We start from the raw sequence: 19,504 nt of genomic DNA, 5'->3' as shown, positions 1-19,504 counted from the left end.
ATAATTAACTGTCCCTATTAGTTTGGGCTGAATTTCATGTCATTTCGAATGCTAGTCAACCGCTGGTGTCTAGGCGCGCTCGCATTCATTTAGTTTCATATGTAACTTTTTCCTTTAATCGCGATTCACAGTGTGGTATTTTTGCCACACTACTATTCTCAAGTGGATCGCATGGCCCTTACCAAGATCAGAAAAGCACTCGGATTCGGCGTCGAAGAAAAGGCGCTGACCCTTACCGACTCGGATGCCTTGACGCTATTCGGGGTGTCGCCAACCGCAACCGGCCTGTCTGTTGGCCCCGGCAACGCCATGCGCGTTCCTGCCGTGAACTGCGCGGTGTCGCTCATCTCGGAGACCATCGGCGCGCTTCCGGTCAAACTGTATGATCGCGCATCCAAGTCCACGCTGACAGATCACCCGGCCTATCGGCTGGTGCATGGGCGCGCGAATCCTTGGACAAGCGCAGCGAAGCTACGCGAACAACTGACCATTGACGCCCTGTTGCATGGTGCCGGTCATGCTCAGGTGGTTCGCCTTTCTGATGACACACCGTATGAGCTGCACCGGCTGGAACCGGGCAAAGTCCAGCGAGATCAGGAACCAGACGGCGAACCTTTCTTTAGGGTTCATACCGATGCCGGGCAGGTGCGGCTTTCCTACCGGGATGTGCTGCGGATTGAGGCCGTTGGCGGAGTTGCCCCGATCACACTTGGCCGAGAAGCTATCGCGCTGGCGATCAGCTTTGAGAACCACATGGCAACGTCGCTCAAGAATGGTGCGCGCCCGTCAGGAGTCATTACGACCCAAAAATCAATGGGCAATGAGGCAATCAAAAAGTTCATAAAAGACTGGGTATTGCAGCACACCGGAATGAATAACGGCAACGCGGCGGTGCTGGATGAAGGTATGCAGTATCACCCGATATCCATGACGCTGGCCGACGCTCAATTCGCCGAAAACCGCCTTGAGCAAATCAACGAAATCGCCCGTATTTTCCGAGTGCCACCCACCATGCTATTCGAGCTGTCGCGTGGCACTTGGTCAAACACCGAAGAAATGTTCCGCCAGTTCCACACCGTCACGCTCAAGCCGTGGCTGAAGGACTGGACGGACGCTTACGCACAATGCTTGCTGACGCCTGAAGAACAGGATGACTTCTACTTTGAAGCCGTCACTGACGATCTGCTGACCACCGACACCGCAGCCCGTGCGACCGCATATGGTCAGTATCGCAGCATGGGCGTTCTTTCCGCGAATGACGTCCGGGCCGGTCTGAACCTGCCGCGCCGGGATGGCGGTGACGAGCTGAGCAACCCCTATACAACGACCCAGAAGGAACAGGCTGAATGAACCTGACCCACACCGCCTTTTTCGGCGATGGCGAATACACGTTCGCCCTGACCGATGACATGATCACTGAGCTTGAGCGCCTTGCCGATCTTGGCATTGGCGCTTTCTATCTGCGCGCTGTGAACATGCAGTTCAAACTGGCTGACCTGATCGAGATCATCCGGCTTGGTCTGATCGGTGGCGGCACCAAACCGGAACGCGCTGCACAACTCACAGACACCTACGCCCGGAACACTCCGATTGATGATCTTTATCCGCTGGCGCTGGACATTCTGGATGCGCGCTGGGGTGGAAAACCTGACACCACCGACGCAGCCCATGCAGGCGACCTTACAGCGGCTCTAAATGAGGCTGCCGCATGACCGACCGGATCGAAGTGAAAGCCGCGTTCGATGTTACCGATCAAGGCGAGATCACCGGGATTGCATGGCCCTTTGGCTCTGCTGACCGGGTTGGGGATGTGATTGAAAAAGGAGCAATCACATCCCCTGAAAATCTGCCGATGCTGTTTGCCCATGATCAGGGGCAAGTCATCGGCGTTTGGGATCAGATCACAGAATCCAACGAAGGCTTGACTGTCAAAGGCCGCATGCTGGTCGATGACGTTGAGCGCGCGCGTGAAGTGTGCGCCATGATCCGCAGCAAGGCTATTTCCGGCCTGTCTATTGGCTTTGTGACCAAACAGCACAAACGCCATGCCAAGGGCCGCACTATCACCGCTGCCCACCTTCACGAAATCTCTGTTGTCGCCGTCCCCTGTCATCCGGGCGCACAGATCACGTCCATCAAATCGGATGACCCTCAGACCCCCTCTATGGAGACCCCCAAATTGGAAAACGAAGAAATCGAGACCGAGCAGAAGGCCCTAACCCCGGCCAACGATACGCCGCAGGTGCCCCAGATCGACACCAAGGCATTCGACAAGGTCATTGCCCGCCTGGACAAACTGGAAGCTAAAGGAAATCGGCCCCAGATCACCGGCCCGGCGAACCCTGTCATGGGTGGCACCGAAGTCAAAGCTTTCGCGGCCTACCTGTCCACCGGCGAAAAGAAATCGCTGACCACCGCCAGCGACACCGCAAATCATATCCTTGCCCCCGAGGATGTAAGCGGCGAATTCATTCGCAATCTGGTGGAATACAGCCCGATCCGCGCCATTGCTGATGTGCGCACCACTGCTGCCGCTAACATCATCCTGCCCAAACGCACCGGGATCACCAATGCCGCGTGGGTGGGCGAGACAGACGCCCGGACAGGCAGCGAAACCACATTCGACCAGTCGGAAATCGTTGTGAAGGAAATCGCGACGTTCGTTGATATGTCGCTTCAGCTTGCCGAAGACAGCGCCAACGTGCTGAGCGAGGTCAATCTCGCGCTGGCTGAAGACTTCGGCCAGAAAGAGAACGTGTCGTTCGTCAGCGGCAACACAGCTCTTGAGCCTGCCGGTTTCATGACCAACGCCAATATCGCTGAGACCGTCGCAACCAGCAATTCGGCAATCTCGCCTGATGAGCTGATCGCTCTGATGTATGCCCTGCCGGCCACTTACCGGAACACCGGAACATGGGTCATGAACGGCCAGACGCTTGCAGCCATCCGCACGCTGAAAGACGGTCATGGCAATTATCTGTGGCAGCCGTCCTATCAGGCAGGCCAGCCTGAGACGATCCTTGGCCGCCCGGTTGTCGAAGCCGTTGATATGCCGGACGTTGCCGCAGACGCCGAGCCGATCATCTTTGGCGACTTCAAGCGTGGCTACCGCATCTATGATCGCCTGTCGTTGGCTGTGCTGGCTGATCCTTACACCCAGCGTGCAAACGGCCTGATGCGCTATCACGCCCGTCGCCGGGTTGGTGCTGGCGTCGTTCGCCCGGATGCTTTCCGCAAATTGCAGATGGCCGCCTAAGCCAATCATGAGACGGCAGCCCGCATATGACGCAGTCGCATTGGAACACGGTGGTCACACCGTGTTCCTGCGCCCGTCTTTGCGGGCTGCCATGCACCTTGAACGGCTGCACGGTGGCTTTCCCGAACTGCTGCGCAAGCTGGAAGAATTCGACACGCTGACTGTCTGGCAGATCATCACTGCCGGAGCTGGCAAGACAGCCACTGATGCCCTGTTTGGCTATGTCGCAAAACAACCCTTGTCCGGGTTCGCCAACGCAGCACTTATGCCGCTCTTTGAGTTTGTCACAGCTCTGTTCCCGACCAGTGCAGACGATGGCGAAACCAAATCGACCAGCACCAATCCACTGCCTTGGGCTGATCTGTTCAAGCAGCTCTATGGATACGCTACCGGCTGGCTGAACTGGCCGCCTGAAACAGCATGGAATGCAACGCCGCAGGAAATCACAGACGCCTTTGAAGCCCACATGAGCAAGCTCATGGCTATCCACGGCGCTCCTGAAGAAAACCAGCAAGGCCCCACCGAAGAACAGCGCCAAGAGAACGTTCGAAACAACCTTGACCCTGAGTTTGACCGCGCCGGGCTGGATAGCCTGCGCGCACTCAGCACCATTCGAGAAGGACAAATGATCTGATGCCGACTATTGACCCGTATTCCGGCTACGGCCAATCGCCTGACGGACCGTATGAAAACGCGGTCGAAGTGCAGGCAGACGACAATAATGACCTACCGGTCATTCCCGGTGCGCTGGTCTTGAACAGCTATTGGGAAACCCCGCTGCCCGTCCGCATGACTTTGCAGAACGGCAATGCTGTCACCTTACGGTTGCTGCCGGGTATCATCCACCGGATACGCCCGAAGCGCATTCACGTCACGGGTAGCACGCTCGTCCCTGAAGACGCATCATTCACATTGCTCTGGTGATCTGATGCCCCGCCCGCCTCATATCTGCTCGTGTGGTCAGATCGTTCCGCATGGTGAGCGCTGCGCCTGTCAGGTTGCGCGCACCCGTGCGCGGAACAAACGCCATGATGCGCGCCGCCCGTCTGCATCGGCACGAGGCTACGGCAGCAAATGGCGCGCAGCTCGTGACGCTTTCCTAAAGATCAATGATCGCTGCGCATGGCCCGGCTGTGGAGCCAAGGCCACGCTTGTAGATCACATCATCGCTCATCGTGGCGAAACGCGCCTGTTCTGGGATCGCTCAAACTGGCAGCCGCTCTGCACGTCTTGTCACAGCCGCCACAAGCAACGGCGGGAGCAGTCTTCATGAACTTAGGGTTTTCTGTTCGCCAGCGCCATTTCGAGCTGCCGTTTACGTTCGGCAAGTTCTTCATCGGCATAAATCGTAGTTTCGGACGTTCTTTCAGTAGGCTTTGTTTTTGTGGGCGTCGAATCTGCACCGACATTAATGCGAGCCGTAACCTTGTCACCCACTTGCTCAATCGCACCCCAAAGAACCAATGCGTAGCCAAGCAAGATTACGTTCTCAGCAATCGAGACAAGGTGAAGGTTTACAACTTGACCAAAATCCGTGTCAGCTCCTGTAAATCCAATCAAGAATATCCATCCTGCCACGCCAATACATGCGCCTACAGTGATTTTCGTCATACTTGTTCTCTCATTTTCAAATCAACTCTGAGCTGCACCCGTAGCACGAGAGGAAACACCGGGAAACCTGCAAACTTTGCATTCGGCTGCTGGAACTTGATGCAGGTTAGGAGGTGTTCTGGATGAGCTACAACCCTAAATCTATGCTCACTTATCAGGGCAGCACCCAATCCATCACCGATTGGGCGCTAGACTATGGCATCCCTCCTGCAACGATAATCAAAAGACTTAAGGATGGCTGGCCTGTTGGCTGTGCTATCGGCGAACCTATCGCTGCTGACCCCGGTGATAAGCTGAGAGATCGGCTGACCATCGCGGCAATCCGCAAGCTGAGTGAAGCCAAGCCGAAGCAGACGAGATCGTTTGTCCGCCTCACATTCCGTGGTGAAGAGCACAGCCTCAATCAATGGGCAGAGATCACCGGAATACAAAAAGCTACCCTGCGATATCGGCTGAACCAAGGCTGGTCGGTTGCAAGAGCATTGACTGAGCCCGTGTCGAAGAACAGCCGCCCCAGACCGGGGGTGGGTTCGAACTTTAGGCGCTTTAAGGGGACCGGCGTGGGGACGTCCGCACAAGACAGGCCGAAAATAACTTTTTCAGAAAGAGAGGCGAGCTGATGGCCGCACTGACACCCGTTGCGTTGCTGAAATCGCAGCTCAACCTTGATCATGATCTTGATGACGCCCTGTTGGCGCACAAGCTGGACGCTGCCGAAACATGGATCGGCCACTACACCGGAACAACCTTTGTGGCTGGTGAAGCACCCCTGACCGAAGCCGCTTTGCAGCTTGCGGCCTATTGGTATGAGCAGCGTGAGGCCGCGTCATTCGGCATGACTACTGCGCATATTCCCTTTGGTGTGCGTGACCTGCTTTCCCCTTACAAGAATCCGGTGACTGGTCATGTTCAAGAATAAGAGCCTGACCGAACAGTCGAAGCGGCTGGAAGCCCGCCTGAATGCTATTCCCAAAGAGGTGGTCGCAGCCTTGCGCCCTGCGTTGGTGAAAGGTGCTGAGGAAATGGCCGCAAACATGCGCGCTCTGGTGCCCGTCGATGAAGGCGACCTGAAAGAGTCCATCACTGTGACCGCACCGGGCGAAACCACTCCGGCCTATGCAGAGGGTGGCGGCAGGCGCACCGCTGGCCCCAATCAGGCACTTGTCACTGTCGGCAATGAAGACGTGCGCCACGGCCATTTGCAGGAATTCGGCACAGTCAAACAGGAGGCGCAGCCGTTCATGCGCCCCGGAGCCCGGCTGGCGAAACCCCGTGCACAGCGGCGCATCAGCCGCGCTATCGGTCAGGCAATCAAGAAGGCAGCGGAGGGCAATGCATGATCACGCCCGATATCGAGTTCCAGACGCAAATCAGATCGGCGCTGATCGCCAGCTCGGCGGTCACCGACCTTGTTCCTGTTGACCATATCCGGGCTGGATCGACGCGCCCGGACAAGCTGCCTTGTGTCATTATGGCGAACCCTGACACTGCCAACCTTGGCCGGGCCGGTGAATGGCACCTAACGCGCGTGTGGCTGGACCTGCATATTTGGGCGATTGAAGACGGTGCCGATATGGCCCGGCAGATTGGTGCTGCCGTATCACATTCGCTGTGGGATGCGCCTGTATTGGGCGAGACCGATATCGACACCTATGGACGCCCCAGCTTCAAATACATGCGCGACCCGGACCCCGACAAAGCATACTGCCACGGCATTGCGACTGTATCGGGTGTTGTCAGGTGGAGGCCGTGACCATGATCCGAGCTGGCAAACTAGATCGGGAGATCACCATTGAACGGGAAAATGAGACCGTGGCCGCGTCTGGTGCTGTTTCGAAGACGTGGGCACCTATCGCAACTGTCCGGGCAGAATTGGTGCAGCTCAGCGCCGAAGAATACCTGACGGGGTTCGGTGAAGGTGACGCAAGCGACGCAGTGTTCCGCATTCGCTTTCTATCGGGGATCACCACGGCTGACCGCGTGACCTTCGATAGCACGGTTTACGACATTGACGAGATCGTGGAACAGGGCAGAAAACGCGGCCTTGAGCTTCGCTGCTCTTTGGTGGCGTCATGAGCGTTCATTCGCGCGGTGTGAAACCGCCCCTTTCACCTGACGCCGAGGCCCTGACCAAAGCACCGCCGGTGCCGAAATACCTGTCAGCACATGCCAAGGCGGAATGGCGGCGCATCATGCCCCAGCTCATTGCCCGGTGCGTCATCACCAAGGCTGATCTAGCCGGGGTTGAGGCTTATTGCGTGGCCGCTGGTGCTGCCCGGCAGATCGCCGACACCATGAGCACCGGTGCCCTGCCCGATCTGAAACTGGGCGGGTTGCAAATCCGATACATGCAAGCAGCACGCCAGTTTGCCGCCGAATACGGCCTGACGCCGACAAGCCGTGCCCGGATCGGTGCTGTGCAATCGGATGACGATGATGAAGACCTGACAAGAATCTAAGATGGCTAAAAAGAGCACATATCCGCATTGGCTGTTTGATAGCAGCGAGATCCCGGACCCCCTTGGGCACGGGGAACGCGCTGTGCGTTTCCTGCGCGGTCTCAGACATCCCAAAAGCACCGAACCCAAGCAGAAAATCAAATGGGCTGAGTGGCAGGAACGGATTGTGCGGCGCATCTACGGCCCAGTAGATGAAGACGGCGAACGGCTGGTGCGTGAAGTCTTTCTGATGATCCCGCGCGGCAATCGCAAAACGTCGCTGGCGGCAGCGCTTTCGATCCTTCACCTGCTGGGTCCGCAGAAGCTACCGGGCGGCCAGATCATCTTTGCCGCCGCTGACCGATCGCAGGCCGCAACAGGCTTTGAGGAAGCCGCCGAGCTGGTGCGCTACCAAAAAAGCTTAGAGCGCTCAGCCACAATCTACGACCCCAGCAATGCGCCCAAATCCATCAAATCAAAAATAGATAGTTCCCGGCTAAAAGCTGTTTCCAGCGATGGTAAAAATGTGCACGGCACAACGCCAACATTCGTCCTGGCTGATGAAATCCACGTCTGGCGCAACAAGGCCGGACGTGAAATGTGGGAAGCGATTAAGAGTGGCATGTCAAAGCGCATTGGCGGCCTTACTGTTGTTGCCACCACGGCGGGCCGTGGCCGCGAAGGTCTCGCTGCCGAACGCTACGAATATGCGCGCAAGGTGGCACTTGGCGAGATCGACAACCCGGCGTTTCTGCCGATCATCTTTGAACCTGAAGAGGGTGACGATTGGCTAGACGAGGAAGTTTGGCACAAGCTCAACCCCGGCTTCAAAGACGGGTTCTGCGACCTGAAAGGGATTCGAGCTGAGGCGCTGGAAGCGCAGCAAAACTCATCCAAGCGCTTCGAGTTTCAGCAATACCGCTTGAATGTCTGGCATGCCAACAGCCGTGAACCGCTGTTCGATTTTGACACCTATGACGAATGCTGCTTCCCCGATGAGGAAACTGATTTGCTAGGATTGCCGTGCTACCTTGGTGTTGACTACGCGCAGTCTGGCGACCTTGCCGCCGTGGTAGCTGCGTGGAGGTTCCCGGACAAGCGGATAGCTATTAAACCGTGGTTTTTCGTGGCTGGCGAAAGGCTTCAAGAGCGCGAACAGTTGGAAGGTCTACCGTATCAGCGTTGGATTGATGATGGCTATATCACCGCCTGTGACGGGCCAGTGATCCCCCAACAGGATGTCCAAGACCTCATTGAGAAACTGTGTGCTGACTATTCAGTTGAAGAAGTCGCCTACGACCCTTGGAAATTCCGTGTTGCGGCAATGGAACTGCACGATAAGGGCCTGCCCATGATCGAAATGAGGCAAGGCCCGGCAACGATGGCACCGGCGACAGGTGAGTTTGTCCGCACTGTGAATGGCCGTGTGATCCGGCATGACGGCAATCCGGTCTTGCGCAATCACTTTGCTAACGTGGCTGCCGTGACCGGCGATACCGGCAAGATCACAATGTTCAAGGCCGATCCGAAACACGACCACATCGACGGTGCCTTTGCCGCCGTCATGGCTGTGTCACGGGCCGTCGCCGCAGAATCCAACAAATCAAAATACAACGATCCGAATTACAAAACGTTGTCAGATATCCTTGAGGAAGCAGCATGAACGACGCAACACTGCCCGGCCTAATTGTCCCTATCGAAGCCCGGATCGACAAACTTGAGAAAGGCTTACAGCGCGCGAACCGCACACAACGGCGCGGCGCACAGCAAATGGAACGCCGGGCGCAGCAATCGGCCAACCGTATCGACGCTACCTATTCCAAGATGGGCCGGAATGTTGCGGCCAGTTTCGCCCGGATGGCAGTCCCGCTGGCTGCCGGTATCGCATCAACATCGACGCTCAGGGCGATCTCAGACACCACCAAAGGCGTGGCGAAACTTGGCGACGAAGCGAAGCGGGCTGGGTTGTCACTTAGAGAACATCAAGAATGGCGTTTCATCGCGCAGCAGAACCGCATCGAAGTTGACGCGATGGTCGACTCTTTCAAGGAACTGAACCTGAGAGCCGATGAATTCATCGAGACCGGCAAGGGTGGAGGCGCTGAAATGTTCGAGCGCCTTGGGTTCAGTGCCGAACAGCTTCAACAGAAGTTGCAGAAGCCGTCCGAGCTGATGCTTGAAATTCTTGAGCGGTCGCGGCGATTGAACCGCGCTGGCCGTATTCGTGTCGCAGATGAGATTTTCGGTGGCACCGGTGGCGAACGCTTTGTTGCGCTAATGGAACGTAGTGACGCCGAGCTGCGCAATACGATCAACCGGGCCCACGAACTTGGTGCGGTGCTGGATGATGACATTGTCGCTTCGGCAGATGAGGTCAGCCGCAAGTTTGATGAGCTGAATACCCGGCTCAGTGCATTCGGCAAAAGGCTGGCCGTGTCCATGTCCGAAGGTGTGGCTGGCATCCTCAGCGCCAAGAAGAACCTTGAAGGTATCTTTGGCGACATCGAACGGGCTGAGGCTGTGCTAGGCCAAGAACTCGCCAAAGGCCTTGAAGGCAATAAGGCGGCCATTGCAGCTCATGCCGGTGATCTCCGCGACTTGCACGGCACCTATGATGAGCTGTTCAACCTGATCAACCGTATGACCGGCCCGGATGGTGTGCGCGTTTTTGAGATCGACAACACCGACGCGCGGTTCGCCCTGGCTGATATCATGGGCGACTTGAAACGGCTGGTGGATGCGCTGGAAAATGGCCAGATCGAAGCCGACGAATTTGAATCTGAGATCGGCGACCTTGTTGGCGACGCGCGCGAAGTTGCCAAGGAATTGGGAGAGATCGACGGTGCACGTTTCGCAAATGTGATTTCTGCCATTAGTGGTATTGGCGACGCGCTGGACAAAGCTATCGGCAAAGCGACCTTGCTGAAAACACAACTACCCGGAAATGGAGGCTATACATCGTCTGGCCGTGGCAATGGTGAGGCCGAAGCTGAACGCCGTCGACTAGAAGGCAATCAGCCTGCATCTGATCTAGCCCCTACATCCTCCATTCGCCCCCGTGTCGCGCCGCCGATGCTTCATGAGAACGTGGACACCGGGCGTGGTGGTGCTGGCAGGCTCAACGAGTATGAGCGCATCACATCTGCCTTGCGCTCAGAGATCACCATGTTGGAACTTGAAGCAACCGCACTTGTCGCAAGTGCCGCTGCTGGTGGGGAATACTCAGTTGCGATTGCGACGGCCCGCCGTGAAGCTGAATTGCTGCATACTGCGCAAGAATCCGGCAGGCAGATCACCCCGGCCCTGCGTGAAGAAGTTCGGCAGTTGGCACGCGACTATGCCGACGCTGCAGAAGCCGCCAACCAGACCGCACAGAAGTTTGATGAAGTCGATGCGGCGCGTGCTAATTTCACCAATCAGGCCGCAGATGCGTTCACTGGGATCGTCACCGGCACAATGAGCGCACGCGAAGCGCTGGCAGCCTTAGCTAAAGACTTAGCGGCCATGGCAGCCAAGAAACTATTCATGTCGATCATTGGCGGCGTAGTTGGCGGCCCGGCGGGCACTTTGCTAGGTGGTCTCTTCGCCGAAGGTGGCTACACCGGAGATGGTGGAAAATATCAACCGGCTGGTGTCGTTCACCGTGGCGAATACGTCATGAGCAAAGAGGCCACGAACCGCATTGGCGTCAGCAACCTAGAGGCGCTGCACAGCTCCGCTAAGCGGGGTTATGCGTCTGGCGGGTATGTGGGCCGGGCACCTGTTCAGGCGGTCTCAGCGGCGCGCTCTGAGTCTGTTGGCGCGGAGGCAGCACCGAATGTCACGATCAATTCGCCGATCACCATCAATGGTTCCGCTGGCACGCCGCAACAGAATGAAGACTTGGCTGCCCGGATGGCTTCGCAAATGGAAGGCACGGTGCGCGGCGTGGTTGTGGATGAGATCAGGAAACAGGGACGCCCCGGGAACATGATGAATAACCGGCGGCAAGGTGCGCGCTAATCCGGAGATGTGGAATTCTGCCCGCCAAATGTGGAATTCTGCCCGTCCCGGAGAAGTAGAGCTATGCCAAAAATGTGGAATTCTGCCCGTTTTCAAAATGTGGAATTCTGCTCGTATATATAGATATTACTTCTTACTTAGTCTTATTAAGAAAGAAGAATAAGAAGAACGGGCAGAATTCCACATTTTCATCAAACACCTTCCGGGACAGCAAACACGCTTGTCTCTTCTTTCCTACACAATCTGCATCATCCGGGTTGTTCATCTAATAGTTAACTGTTAGAATGGCGGAAAGATGAAACAGGAGACCCCATGTCTAGCCCCGCTATCAAACTTTCCCCGGAACGCCATGCCCAAGTCAAAGCCATTGGTGCCGCACTCGGCGGCCTGTCTTACGCCGAAACCGTCGGATACATGGTGAATTGTGAAATCGCCAAAGGCACTATCCCGCCGGGTATCCAAGGTGTGAATTTGGTCGCTGGCAACACTGGCATTCTGATTGGACTTGACGATCAGCCGCCCGTCCCTTTCTCGAAAGACGGTGTCGCCGATCTGGCGAAAACACTGCGCGCTTTCGTTGATGGCGATGAGAAAGCCCAGAAGCTTGTCAACATGCAGCACAACTACCTGATCGAGCGCAAAGGCAATGGTGTGAAGCTGACCATCCCCTTCGCTGGCAAGGTGACAAAGTCGTTCCCGTGTGACGTGGCGCGCGACCTTGCAGAGCTGCTGGCAGCTTAAACGAAGAAGGGGCAGCGTCGCACCGCTGCCCCCTCCAATCTCAACATCGTAGGAACTACCATGCTTATAGCAGAACCCGACCGGGACGACGCGGAAAAGGCTGAAAATCTGCGCGCATTTTTTTCGGGGGAAGCACCTACGAATTCCCGAAACGACCTGTCGGCGGGCATCAGTGATGAAGCCTACGCACTGCGCCAGAGCAACCGGCTTGAGGGAATACTGTCTAAGCTGGATGACTTGGACAGTTTAGATGAACAGACTGCCTCAGAGCCTCTTGTGAGCGCTGATGAGGCATCCACTGACCGAATCGACCACAAGCCCCATCTGACGCGCTACGACAAGGCGATGAGCGCCGAACGTGAAGCACTGGCTCTGGCCGCCAGATCGGAACAAGGATCAGACGCCTACCGTCAAGCAATGTCTGACGCAGCCGCTGCCCGATCCAAACGTAAGGCAGAGGAAAACCGCGATGCTGATCCGGTTGGCCGCAAGCAGAACGAGACTGACCGTTGGCGTGCAGAAGAAGGTCGCCCGACTTACAACGCCAGCCGCCGGTCGCGTGAACGGCCAAACGACATGACGCCGAATGAAGTTCTGGCTGCGATGACACCGGAACAGCTCGAACGGTATAAGAAGGACCAAAAAGCAGACAGCAACGTCCGTATCAGGTTCACCAAGAAGCTCGGACCCAAAGGCCAAGGATTGACGGGTGCTGCTTTGGTCGATGCCGTTGAGGCCGAAGTCGTAAAGCGCCGCAATAGTCGCCTAGCGAAAAGGTCTGGCGGCTGATTCCAATCTGTTATAAAATAACACATGTAGTTGCAGCAAAGGCAACACCAGAACCCCGCGCAGGATCATCGCCACGATGTAAGTCAACCGGCGCGGGGTTCATATGTTCAGCGCTAAGTAAGTTATTACTTATAGTAAAAACAATAGCTTACGTCATTTTCCCTCTTGCACCTCGGATTCCACTTATGCGAGTCTGAGCGCACCAAATCATCTTAAAGAGGAATAGTTTCGTGCAGGCCCCCACAAATACACAAGAAATCTATCTGCCGGATCACATTTACCACGCACTGAAATCCAAGCTGGAAAAGCTAGTATCTGAGCCGTTCGAAGAGTGCGGCACTGACCCTGAGACCGAAGTTGTTTCGGCTCTGGGCGAGATCGGAAACATCTGGCCTGTGTCGGTGCTGGATGACGCTCAGATCGCGGAGGCGGCATAGGACCGATTCGGCCCTAATTTTCCTACGAACTTCCCATCGAAATTGTGCTATAAGGTAGTTGTGACGCGGATCAGTTTGGCGACCGGACCGCGTCACATTCATGTAAATGACAACATCAAAGGAGCCATTTATGGCAACAGAATACGCGACTTCAACGAATGGGGCAACTCTGCCCAGCGAAGGCAGCACCTTGACGCTCAATATGAGCTGGAGAGAGTTCAATAGCTTCCTGCATGAGATGCACGGGAACCCCCGACACGATGAATGGAAAGTCCCGTCAATCGATCTTCCGGATTGTCAGTTTGATCGTTCTAAGTATTCGCAGATTGAAATCTTCGCGGACACGCTGGTTGGCCCTATCGTGGCCCAGCATTTGTCAAAAGCTGATGCAGTCCAGGTAACGGTCAACCGGCCCAAAGATGCAATCTGGAAAACCGCGCAAGACTTGATCGCGGAAGTCCGCAGCGGTGTCGCGGCATAGCGACAAAAGCAACTCTGAATTTGACGAACCCGCCGGTGCAAGCTGGCGGGTTCTTGTTGTTCTTGAGACATTCTGGTTTCAAGTTACAAGCGATATTTCAAAGGGATTCTCTATTGTTCACTTCCGCACAAGCACTGCATCAAATTCTCGTTTCAACATCAAGAGCGCCGGATCAGACCAAGTTTCTTGAGGCTCTTGCCAAGGAACTGGGATTTACTGAAAAGGATGCCGAAATCGAGGCAGCAACATACATCGTTAAGCTATCACGTGATGTTGAAGCAGATATCGAACAGATTCCATTTGGGGCCACTGAGAAAAAACAAGCCCATCAATGGTTTGCCAACTTTAGCGGTCTATCGAACTACGCCCACCTCGGAATGGACATACGCGGCGCAAAAGGCAACTTTCTTCATCCTAATCACCTCCTAAACCTCACTCATTTACATATGGCAATGTCCGGCCATATCACTCGTGTCAGCACATTTCCAGAGGCGGAAGAACTCGCGCAAGAATTCAGAGATATCCGCGAGAAAATTGCAGAACAAGACTTCCCGGACTCTATTAGGGATGCATTGTTTAGCCGCGTCACGCAGATCATATCGATGTTGGACAAGGTATACTTCTACGGCACTGATGGTATTGCTGACGAGCTAAATGGATTGGTTGGCGCCATCGTTATTAACGCACCAAAAACCGCCGCTGACACCCGCCCGTTTTGGAAAGATTTGGTTAACCTCGCCAACCGCTCTGTGAATGCAGTCTATTGGGTGGATAAGGCGAGCGGAGCTGTTGAGATAGCAAAAGACAAAGCGGCTTTTCTCATCGACATTCTACCAAAGTAATTGAGAGTAGCAGTTTAGTTTGGCCCTGCTTGGGTCAGATCAACAACAATCAAAAGTCAGACACAGACCAAGAAACAACCCATGACAGAAAACAAGAACAACAACGTTATCAACGTAAACCTACCCGGAGATGCGATTGATAAAGCTGCCGGTCAAGTAATTTCAAAGCTGTTCGGCGGCGCAAGCGATGGTGCGCTTGATGTTGCTGGCAATGTCTTTGGGGGCTTAATAGGTGATCGCATAAGAGAATGGCGAACTCGAAACTTGATCCACACCACGGCCCGGACCGCTGAGTTTCTGAAAGAGAAAGGGATATCTCTTGAAGACGCCAAAGCTCTACCTATGGGTGACATCTACCGTATCTTTGAGGGTGCCTCCAAAGAAGAAGAACCAAGTGTTCAGGATATGTGGGCAAAGCTGTTGGCGTCCAGCCTAGACATGAAGAACTCTGACTTGAATAAAGCAATTTACCCGGTGCTTGAACAGTTCTCGGGAATTGATGCCAAGGTATTTAATCTCGTCAACCAATATTGGCTATGCCAGAGGCGTTTTGATCAATCGTTTCACGATGACGGCATCTTGGTGGGTAAAGATGAAGATCTCTATTCTGAACGCGTCAAAATTTTTCAGGCGGAGATTTCAGAGATACTGGATGAAATCGAACCTCTCAAAAGATATGAAATTGATCTCTCGACCGCTAACCTCGTGCGGCTTCAGTGTATTGCCCCATCGGACGCCCAACGCTCGACCAGTATATGGGGATCGGCATTTGAGAAGACGAACATTGGTTTCGCCAGACCCAGCCTAACAGAAGTCGATACGGACAAAATTGCAGAAGAATTCTGCAAAGTTTCAGACCGTATTGGAGAACTCTTTGGGCTGAGAGACTATCCAGAAATAATCTTTCAGAATGCGTTTACCGGGAAGCCGGAATGCAATTTTCAGCCAACAGATTTCGGCAGCCATCTATTCGAAACTTGTATTGAGTAACATCATTGGTTTGAGAGACCACAAACTGCATCAGACATAGCTTGACGCAACGTCATCCAGTCCATACTAGGGCCGGTTACACGGTTACAAAACTACACCTAAGTCATTGATTTTAAACGATTCGGTGGGAGTTCGAGTCTCTCATCACCCACCATCCTTTCCACACAATGTATCAAGGTCTTACGCGACTAGCACCTTTTGCTGTGCTGCGCATGAAACTGTGTCCGCTGCGCCTCCGCTGCACTTAGACAGAAAAGATGTCTCCAACACAGGAGATATGGGCCATGGCAACAATCGTAAAACGGCCTAGTGGAAAGTGGCAGGCGACGGTTCGGAAGGACGGGCAATCCCGATCCAAGTCATTTCTAAAGCGTGCTGATGCGACGAAGTGGGCTCGTGAGACGGAGTTGAGCGCCGACAGGGGATTGCTAACCCCAGACCTCAGTGTGAACGCATCCGAGATGACACTTGGTGAAGTGTTGCGAAAATACCGAGATTACATCACGAGCGAGAAACGGTGCGCGGACAATGAAAGTTATGCAATCAACGGGTTCCTGCGTAAATGCTCCAAGTTAGCCAACAGGAAGGTCGGCAAGTTACGATCCGCTGACTTTGCCCACTATCGTGACCAGCGCATTAAATCCATGAAGGCGGCGACTGTGGTGAGGGAACTGGGTTGGTTGCAGCACGCCCTTGATGTCGCCTGCGAGGATTGGGGGCAGAACCTGCCACGGGGGAACCCAGTCAAGCCTATCCGGCGACCCAAGATCGACAACCGCCGCGAGAGACGATTGCAGCACGGAGAATGGCAGGCTTTGTTGGGTGCTGTGAACCAAGCTCGGTCTCCATTAATGAAGCCGTTGCTGACGCTGGCTTTGGCGACTGGGATGCGCCGAGGGGAATTATTATCAATGCAATGGAAGCATGTAGACCTTGAGCGTCGAACAGTGTTCTTGCCCCAAACCAAAAACGGTCGCGCCCGTACAGTTCCTCTCAGCCCGAATGCCGTTACCGTTTTGATGGACCTGCCACGCGGGAACGACCGTTGTTTGCCCCTGTCTGGTAACTCTGTGCGATTGGCCTTTGAACGTCTCAGAAAACGAGCAGGCGTGGAAAACTTTACATTTCACGATATTCGGCATGAGGCGGTGTCCCGCTTTGTGGAAAGCGGTTTATCGTTGGCGCAGGTCCAAATGATCAGCGGACATCGGGATTTGCGGATGCTGATGCGTTACACCCACCTGCAGACCGATGACATCGTGGCAAAGTTGGCAGCCGTCGAACATGCCTAAATCGGCGTGATGCTGTGCAGGGTGGTCGTAGTCTCTCGATGCATCAGTTTTGACCACCCTACTCCTTGTCAAGCGACAACACTGCTCCCCGTGCCTTTTGGCTGTCCCGTGGCTGGCTTTCTGTCCCGCACACATTTGGAAATGGCATTAACCCTTCTTCTTATGAACACACAGGCACTAACCCTCCCTCTTGTGAACTAACAGGCGTTACCACTCCCTCAGTTGAGCAAAACCCCTCCATCAATTGAGCACACAGGTTTCGCTTGGTCAGCGTTGATCGGGCCGCTTAAGCGGCTGGAAGATACGAGTTTCACCTGGCCCGCCATTCGGGACGGTGCGATGGCGCTGAACCATGCCCAGTTTGAGGCGCTTTTTGCGGGGTTGGACTGGCGTAAGGTGAAGGCTTTGGAAAACCTGCTCAAGTCAGAGTTGAAACGTAAGGGAGAGACTTACGCTCAACTTGTTGAAAGATTGGCCGATATTGGAATCAGTGAGAAGGAGGTAAACGTCGCCAATAAGCTGTCCCGAGGGACGTTTTCAGCGGCGTTTATGTTGGCATGTTTAAACGCTATTGGATCGTCGCAGTTGCATTTGGATTGAGCGCATCATTAGGGCAAGCCGATGAGAAAGCAGGAGATGCCGATCATCACAGCCGAAACAACCCAAATAAAGTTTATGAGTTTCCAATACGCATTCCCGTGGAAATTGTTGAGGATGAGGGTGTCACCAATGCACGCAAGCAAAAGGAAGAAGAAGCCAACCAGCGGGAGATACGTGATCTTATAGCCCAAGAGGGAATGAACACTGCGACACACGTAATGAACCGGGCCACCCAAGACATGGCCAAGTACGCTCTCTGGTCTACAGTGTTTGTCGGGATCGGCACTGTTCTTTTGCTCTATACGCTCTGGCTTACTCGCCAAGCTAATAGGTCCGCCAGAGACAGCGTAAGTGTAACTGAGAGGCTCTTGCAAGATCAACTTCGAGCATACATTTGTTTTCAATCTTCCAGCGACACTGGGATTTGTACGTTTTTGTTGTCCCATGATCTGCAAATTGACTTGTCGTTCCAAAATGTTGGCAAAACACCTGCTAGAGATATTGTATTCAACGGGGTGGCTTATGTGAAATCTGGCAGGCAAGTTTTGGCATGGGCTAAGATTGTCGATGTTCACGGCGGCATTGCCCCGACCGGGGAAGCTACAATAGGCACTCGTGTCACTGGAATTTCTGCCAAAAGTATGTCCAAGATCGACAACGCCAATGGGCCATGGCAACTATCGTAGATGGCCAGGCATGGCCCTCCTCTTCTTGACCCATTAGTTACTGCGCTCGCAGCGCTGCGAAACCCTCAGGCTGCAAACAGGTTCTGTTTCAACTCCTGATCCAACTGCATATCGCTGTGAATCAGTGCCTGAATCGCAGGGCGTGCCAAAACGCGCTGACGATAGGCTTCGATGTTGGGGTAACTCGCATGATCCACTTGCGCGTGACCCGACAGCACGAAGAACCATGTCAGATATGCATCTGCTGCCGAAAACCGGTCGCCAAGCAAAAACTCCTGCCCGTTCAATTGGTCTTCCAGCACATGAAACCGCGACGGCATCAGCCCGCGCACGCGCTCTTTCACCTCGTCGGTGGCTTCCTGATAGAACACGACACGGAACAGGCCCTTGTGCAACTCGGTTGCGCAGAACGCCAGCCAGCGCAGCATCTGGAAATACAGGGGGCTGTCCGGATCAATACGGAAATCGGCATTCGCCGACTGCGCCTGAATCCACGCGATTACCGTCGATGTCTCGGTCAATTTGGTCCCGTCGGGCAGAGCCAGAACCGAGACCTGCCCCAAAGGATTAACATCATAGAGCGAACCGCCCGCCGCAAGCTCCTTGGTGGCAAGGTTCAGCGGGGCGATATTCAGATCCACGTCGCCCTCGGCAGCGGCAAACCGTGCGGCCAGCGAGCATGTCAGCGGTGCGTGATAAAGTGTCGTCATTTTGAGTTCCGAAAGTTCACTAGAGTTATACCGAAGCCAGATAATCGGTGGTTGTCACAACTTTGGCATAGGCAAAAGACAGCGCGGACATATACGCTTTGTGCACTTGTTCCGCTGCGATGACATCACCGTTGAATTCGAGATCGCGGGATGAGCAGGCATCTTCAACGACGGTGACATTCAGCCCGATATCGGCGGCATTTCTGGCGGCCGCGTCGATACACATGTGGCTCATATCCCCGACGATGGTCACATCTGTCACACCGTTCTGTTCCAGCAGTGATTGCAGATTGGTGTCGCGAAACGCGTTCACATAATGCTTGAGCACCTTGTGCTCGCCCTCTTGCGGCTGGACAGAAGGGTGAAATTCCGCCCCCGGTGTGCCCGCTTCAAAGAAGGGCGGGTTTTCGATCTGAAACTCGTGATGCACGTGAACGATCATCTGATCCGCCGTGCGGGCCTGCCCCAGAATGCGGGCAGCGTTGGCTGCGGTCTGCTCGATCTGGTGCAGCTCCCATTTCCCGCCGGGGAAGTAGTCCTTTTGGATGTCGATCAGGATCAATGCGGATTTGGCCATCTTGGTCTCCGTTGCTGGCTGTCTCAGTTGGTTATTTAGCGCATGGCTCGCC

Annotated in this window: 26 protein-coding genes; 23 read left to right on the top strand and 3 right to left on the bottom strand. The window is 54.7% G+C overall.

Translation table 11 applies throughout. The annotated features are described in order from the left end of the window. Window positions 1-171: 171 nt before the first annotated feature. The 6 genes from JT51_RS19985 to JT51_RS21625 all read left to right on the top strand — a co-directional run bounded on the left by JT51_RS19985 (window position 172) and on the right by JT51_RS21625 (window position 4,529). Entirely contained in the window at window positions 172-1,350 is a 1,179-nt protein-coding gene (locus tag JT51_RS19985) for a phage portal protein (protein ID WP_037317189.1), read from the top strand. Next, window positions 1,347-1,712: a gene transfer agent family protein gene (locus tag JT51_RS19980; protein ID WP_037317186.1), complete on the top strand. Its 366-nt coding sequence runs from the start codon at window positions 1,347-1,349 to the stop codon at window positions 1,710-1,712. Before JT51_RS19985 ends, JT51_RS19980 begins: the two co-directional genes overlap by 4 nt. After that, a complete protein-coding gene (locus tag JT51_RS19975; RefSeq protein ID WP_037317183.1) occupies window positions 1,709-3,256 on the top strand; it encodes a phage major capsid protein in 1,548 nt (515 codons plus the stop codon). Before JT51_RS19980 ends, JT51_RS19975 begins: the two co-directional genes overlap by 4 nt. A gap of 61 nt (window positions 3,257-3,317) precedes the next feature. After that, window positions 3,318-3,890, top strand: a complete 573-nt coding sequence (locus tag JT51_RS19970) for a hypothetical protein (RefSeq protein WP_152563400.1) — start codon at window positions 3,318-3,320, stop codon at window positions 3,888-3,890. After that, window positions 3,890-4,180, top strand: coding sequence for a spike base protein, RCAP_Rcc01079 family (locus JT51_RS19965; protein WP_037317177.1), 291 nt, complete (start codon window positions 3,890-3,892; stop codon window positions 4,178-4,180). The genes JT51_RS19970 and JT51_RS19965 overlap by 1 nt, the downstream gene beginning before the upstream one ends. Continuing rightward, complete coding sequence (locus tag JT51_RS21625; RefSeq protein WP_327285853.1) at window positions 4,065-4,529, top strand: HNH endonuclease signature motif containing protein; 465 nt, start codon at window positions 4,065-4,067, stop codon at window positions 4,527-4,529. Before JT51_RS19965 ends, JT51_RS21625 begins: the two co-directional genes overlap by 116 nt. A gap of 2 nt (window positions 4,530-4,531) precedes the next feature. Here the strand turns inward: JT51_RS21625 and JT51_RS19955 are convergent, their stop codons facing one another. Continuing rightward, on the bottom strand, window positions 4,532-4,867 hold the full coding sequence (locus JT51_RS19955) for a hypothetical protein (RefSeq protein WP_037317170.1): 336 nt from the start codon (window positions 4,865-4,867) through the stop codon (window positions 4,532-4,534). Between the two features lie 122 nt (window positions 4,868-4,989). Here JT51_RS19955 and JT51_RS19950 point away from each other — a divergent pair, with 122 nt between their 5' ends. The 17 genes from JT51_RS19950 (at window position 4,990) to JT51_RS19865 (ending at window position 18,165) form a co-directional block, all read left to right on the top strand. Then, a complete protein-coding gene (locus tag JT51_RS19950) occupies window positions 4,990-5,487 on the top strand; it encodes a hypothetical protein (RefSeq protein WP_037317167.1) in 498 nt (165 codons plus the stop codon). Then, complete coding sequence (locus tag JT51_RS19945) at window positions 5,487-5,786, top strand: head-tail connector protein (RefSeq protein WP_081894757.1); 300 nt, start codon at window positions 5,487-5,489, stop codon at window positions 5,784-5,786. Before JT51_RS19950 ends, JT51_RS19945 begins: the two co-directional genes overlap by 1 nt. Next, window positions 5,773-6,207, top strand: a complete 435-nt coding sequence (locus JT51_RS19940; protein ID WP_081894756.1) for an HK97-gp10 family putative phage morphogenesis protein — start codon at window positions 5,773-5,775, stop codon at window positions 6,205-6,207. Before JT51_RS19945 ends, JT51_RS19940 begins: the two co-directional genes overlap by 14 nt. Beyond that, entirely contained in the window at window positions 6,204-6,620 is a 417-nt protein-coding gene (gene gp17 / locus JT51_RS19935) for a tail completion protein gp17 (RefSeq protein WP_037317164.1), read from the top strand. Before JT51_RS19940 ends, gp17 begins: the two co-directional genes overlap by 4 nt. A 2-nt stretch (window positions 6,621-6,622) precedes the next feature. Beyond that, a complete protein-coding gene (locus tag JT51_RS19930) occupies window positions 6,623-6,943 on the top strand; it encodes a phage head closure protein (protein ID WP_037317297.1) in 321 nt (106 codons plus the stop codon). Next, window positions 6,940-7,326, top strand: a complete 387-nt coding sequence (locus JT51_RS19925) for a P27 family phage terminase small subunit (RefSeq protein ID WP_037317161.1) — start codon at window positions 6,940-6,942, stop codon at window positions 7,324-7,326. The genes JT51_RS19930 and JT51_RS19925 overlap by 4 nt, the downstream gene beginning before the upstream one ends. A 1-nt stretch (window position 7,327) precedes the next feature. Then, window positions 7,328-8,968 carry a terminase large subunit gene (locus tag JT51_RS19920; RefSeq protein ID WP_037317157.1) on the top strand — a complete coding sequence of 547 codons (1,641 nt, stop codon included), beginning with the start codon at window positions 7,328-7,330 and terminating at the stop codon, window positions 8,966-8,968. Beyond that, window positions 8,965-11,307, top strand: a complete 2,343-nt coding sequence (locus JT51_RS21325) for a phage tail tape measure protein (protein WP_051927659.1) — start codon at window positions 8,965-8,967, stop codon at window positions 11,305-11,307. The genes JT51_RS19920 and JT51_RS21325 overlap by 4 nt, the downstream gene beginning before the upstream one ends. A 312-nt stretch (window positions 11,308-11,619) precedes the next feature. After that, window positions 11,620-12,048, top strand: coding sequence for a hypothetical protein (locus JT51_RS19910; protein ID WP_037317154.1), 429 nt, complete (start codon window positions 11,620-11,622; stop codon window positions 12,046-12,048). Between the two features lie 60 nt (window positions 12,049-12,108). Next, window positions 12,109-12,837, top strand: coding sequence for a hypothetical protein (locus tag JT51_RS19905; RefSeq protein ID WP_037317151.1), 729 nt, complete (start codon window positions 12,109-12,111; stop codon window positions 12,835-12,837). 230 nt (window positions 12,838-13,067) lie between these two features. Continuing rightward, window positions 13,068-13,274 carry a hypothetical protein gene (locus JT51_RS19900; protein ID WP_037317148.1) on the top strand — a complete coding sequence of 69 codons (207 nt, stop codon included), beginning with the start codon at window positions 13,068-13,070 and terminating at the stop codon, window positions 13,272-13,274. Between the two features lie 130 nt (window positions 13,275-13,404). Then, a complete protein-coding gene (locus JT51_RS19895) occupies window positions 13,405-13,755 on the top strand; it encodes a hypothetical protein (RefSeq protein WP_152563399.1) in 351 nt (116 codons plus the stop codon). A gap of 113 nt (window positions 13,756-13,868) precedes the next feature. Next, entirely contained in the window at window positions 13,869-14,597 is a 729-nt protein-coding gene (locus JT51_RS19890; RefSeq protein WP_152563398.1) for a hypothetical protein, read from the top strand. An 81-nt stretch (window positions 14,598-14,678) separates the two neighbouring features. Then, on the top strand, window positions 14,679-15,587 hold the full coding sequence (locus JT51_RS21320) for a hypothetical protein (RefSeq protein WP_051927658.1): 909 nt from the start codon (window positions 14,679-14,681) through the stop codon (window positions 15,585-15,587). A 284-nt stretch (window positions 15,588-15,871) separates the two neighbouring features. After that, a complete protein-coding gene (locus JT51_RS19880) occupies window positions 15,872-16,879 on the top strand; it encodes a tyrosine-type recombinase/integrase (protein ID WP_037317139.1) in 1,008 nt (335 codons plus the stop codon). 222 nt (window positions 16,880-17,101) lie between these two features. After that, on the top strand, window positions 17,102-17,479 hold the full coding sequence (locus JT51_RS19870) for a DUF6471 domain-containing protein (RefSeq protein WP_152563397.1): 378 nt from the start codon (window positions 17,102-17,104) through the stop codon (window positions 17,477-17,479). Next, window positions 17,437-18,165: a hypothetical protein gene (locus JT51_RS19865; RefSeq protein WP_152563396.1), complete on the top strand. Its 729-nt coding sequence runs from the start codon at window positions 17,437-17,439 to the stop codon at window positions 18,163-18,165. The genes JT51_RS19870 and JT51_RS19865 overlap by 43 nt, the downstream gene beginning before the upstream one ends. A 65-nt stretch (window positions 18,166-18,230) precedes the next feature. Here JT51_RS19865 and JT51_RS19860 read toward each other — a convergent pair whose 3' ends face one another. After that, window positions 18,231-18,875, bottom strand: a complete 645-nt coding sequence (locus JT51_RS19860; RefSeq protein ID WP_037317134.1) for a glutathione S-transferase family protein — start codon at window positions 18,873-18,875, stop codon at window positions 18,231-18,233. Between the two features lie 25 nt (window positions 18,876-18,900). Beyond that, on the bottom strand, window positions 18,901-19,452 hold the full coding sequence (locus JT51_RS19855) for a cysteine hydrolase family protein (RefSeq protein WP_037317131.1): 552 nt from the start codon (window positions 19,450-19,452) through the stop codon (window positions 18,901-18,903). Window positions 19,453-19,504 lie beyond the last annotated feature (52 nt).

It is taken from the genome of Ruegeria halocynthiae (assembly GCF_000743705.1).
Classification (GTDB): Bacteria; Pseudomonadota; Alphaproteobacteria; order Rhodobacterales; family Rhodobacteraceae; genus Ruegeria; species Ruegeria halocynthiae_B.
The sequence above is the reverse complement of the archived record's forward strand: the minus strand, read 5'-3'. Positions and strand labels throughout refer to the sequence as shown.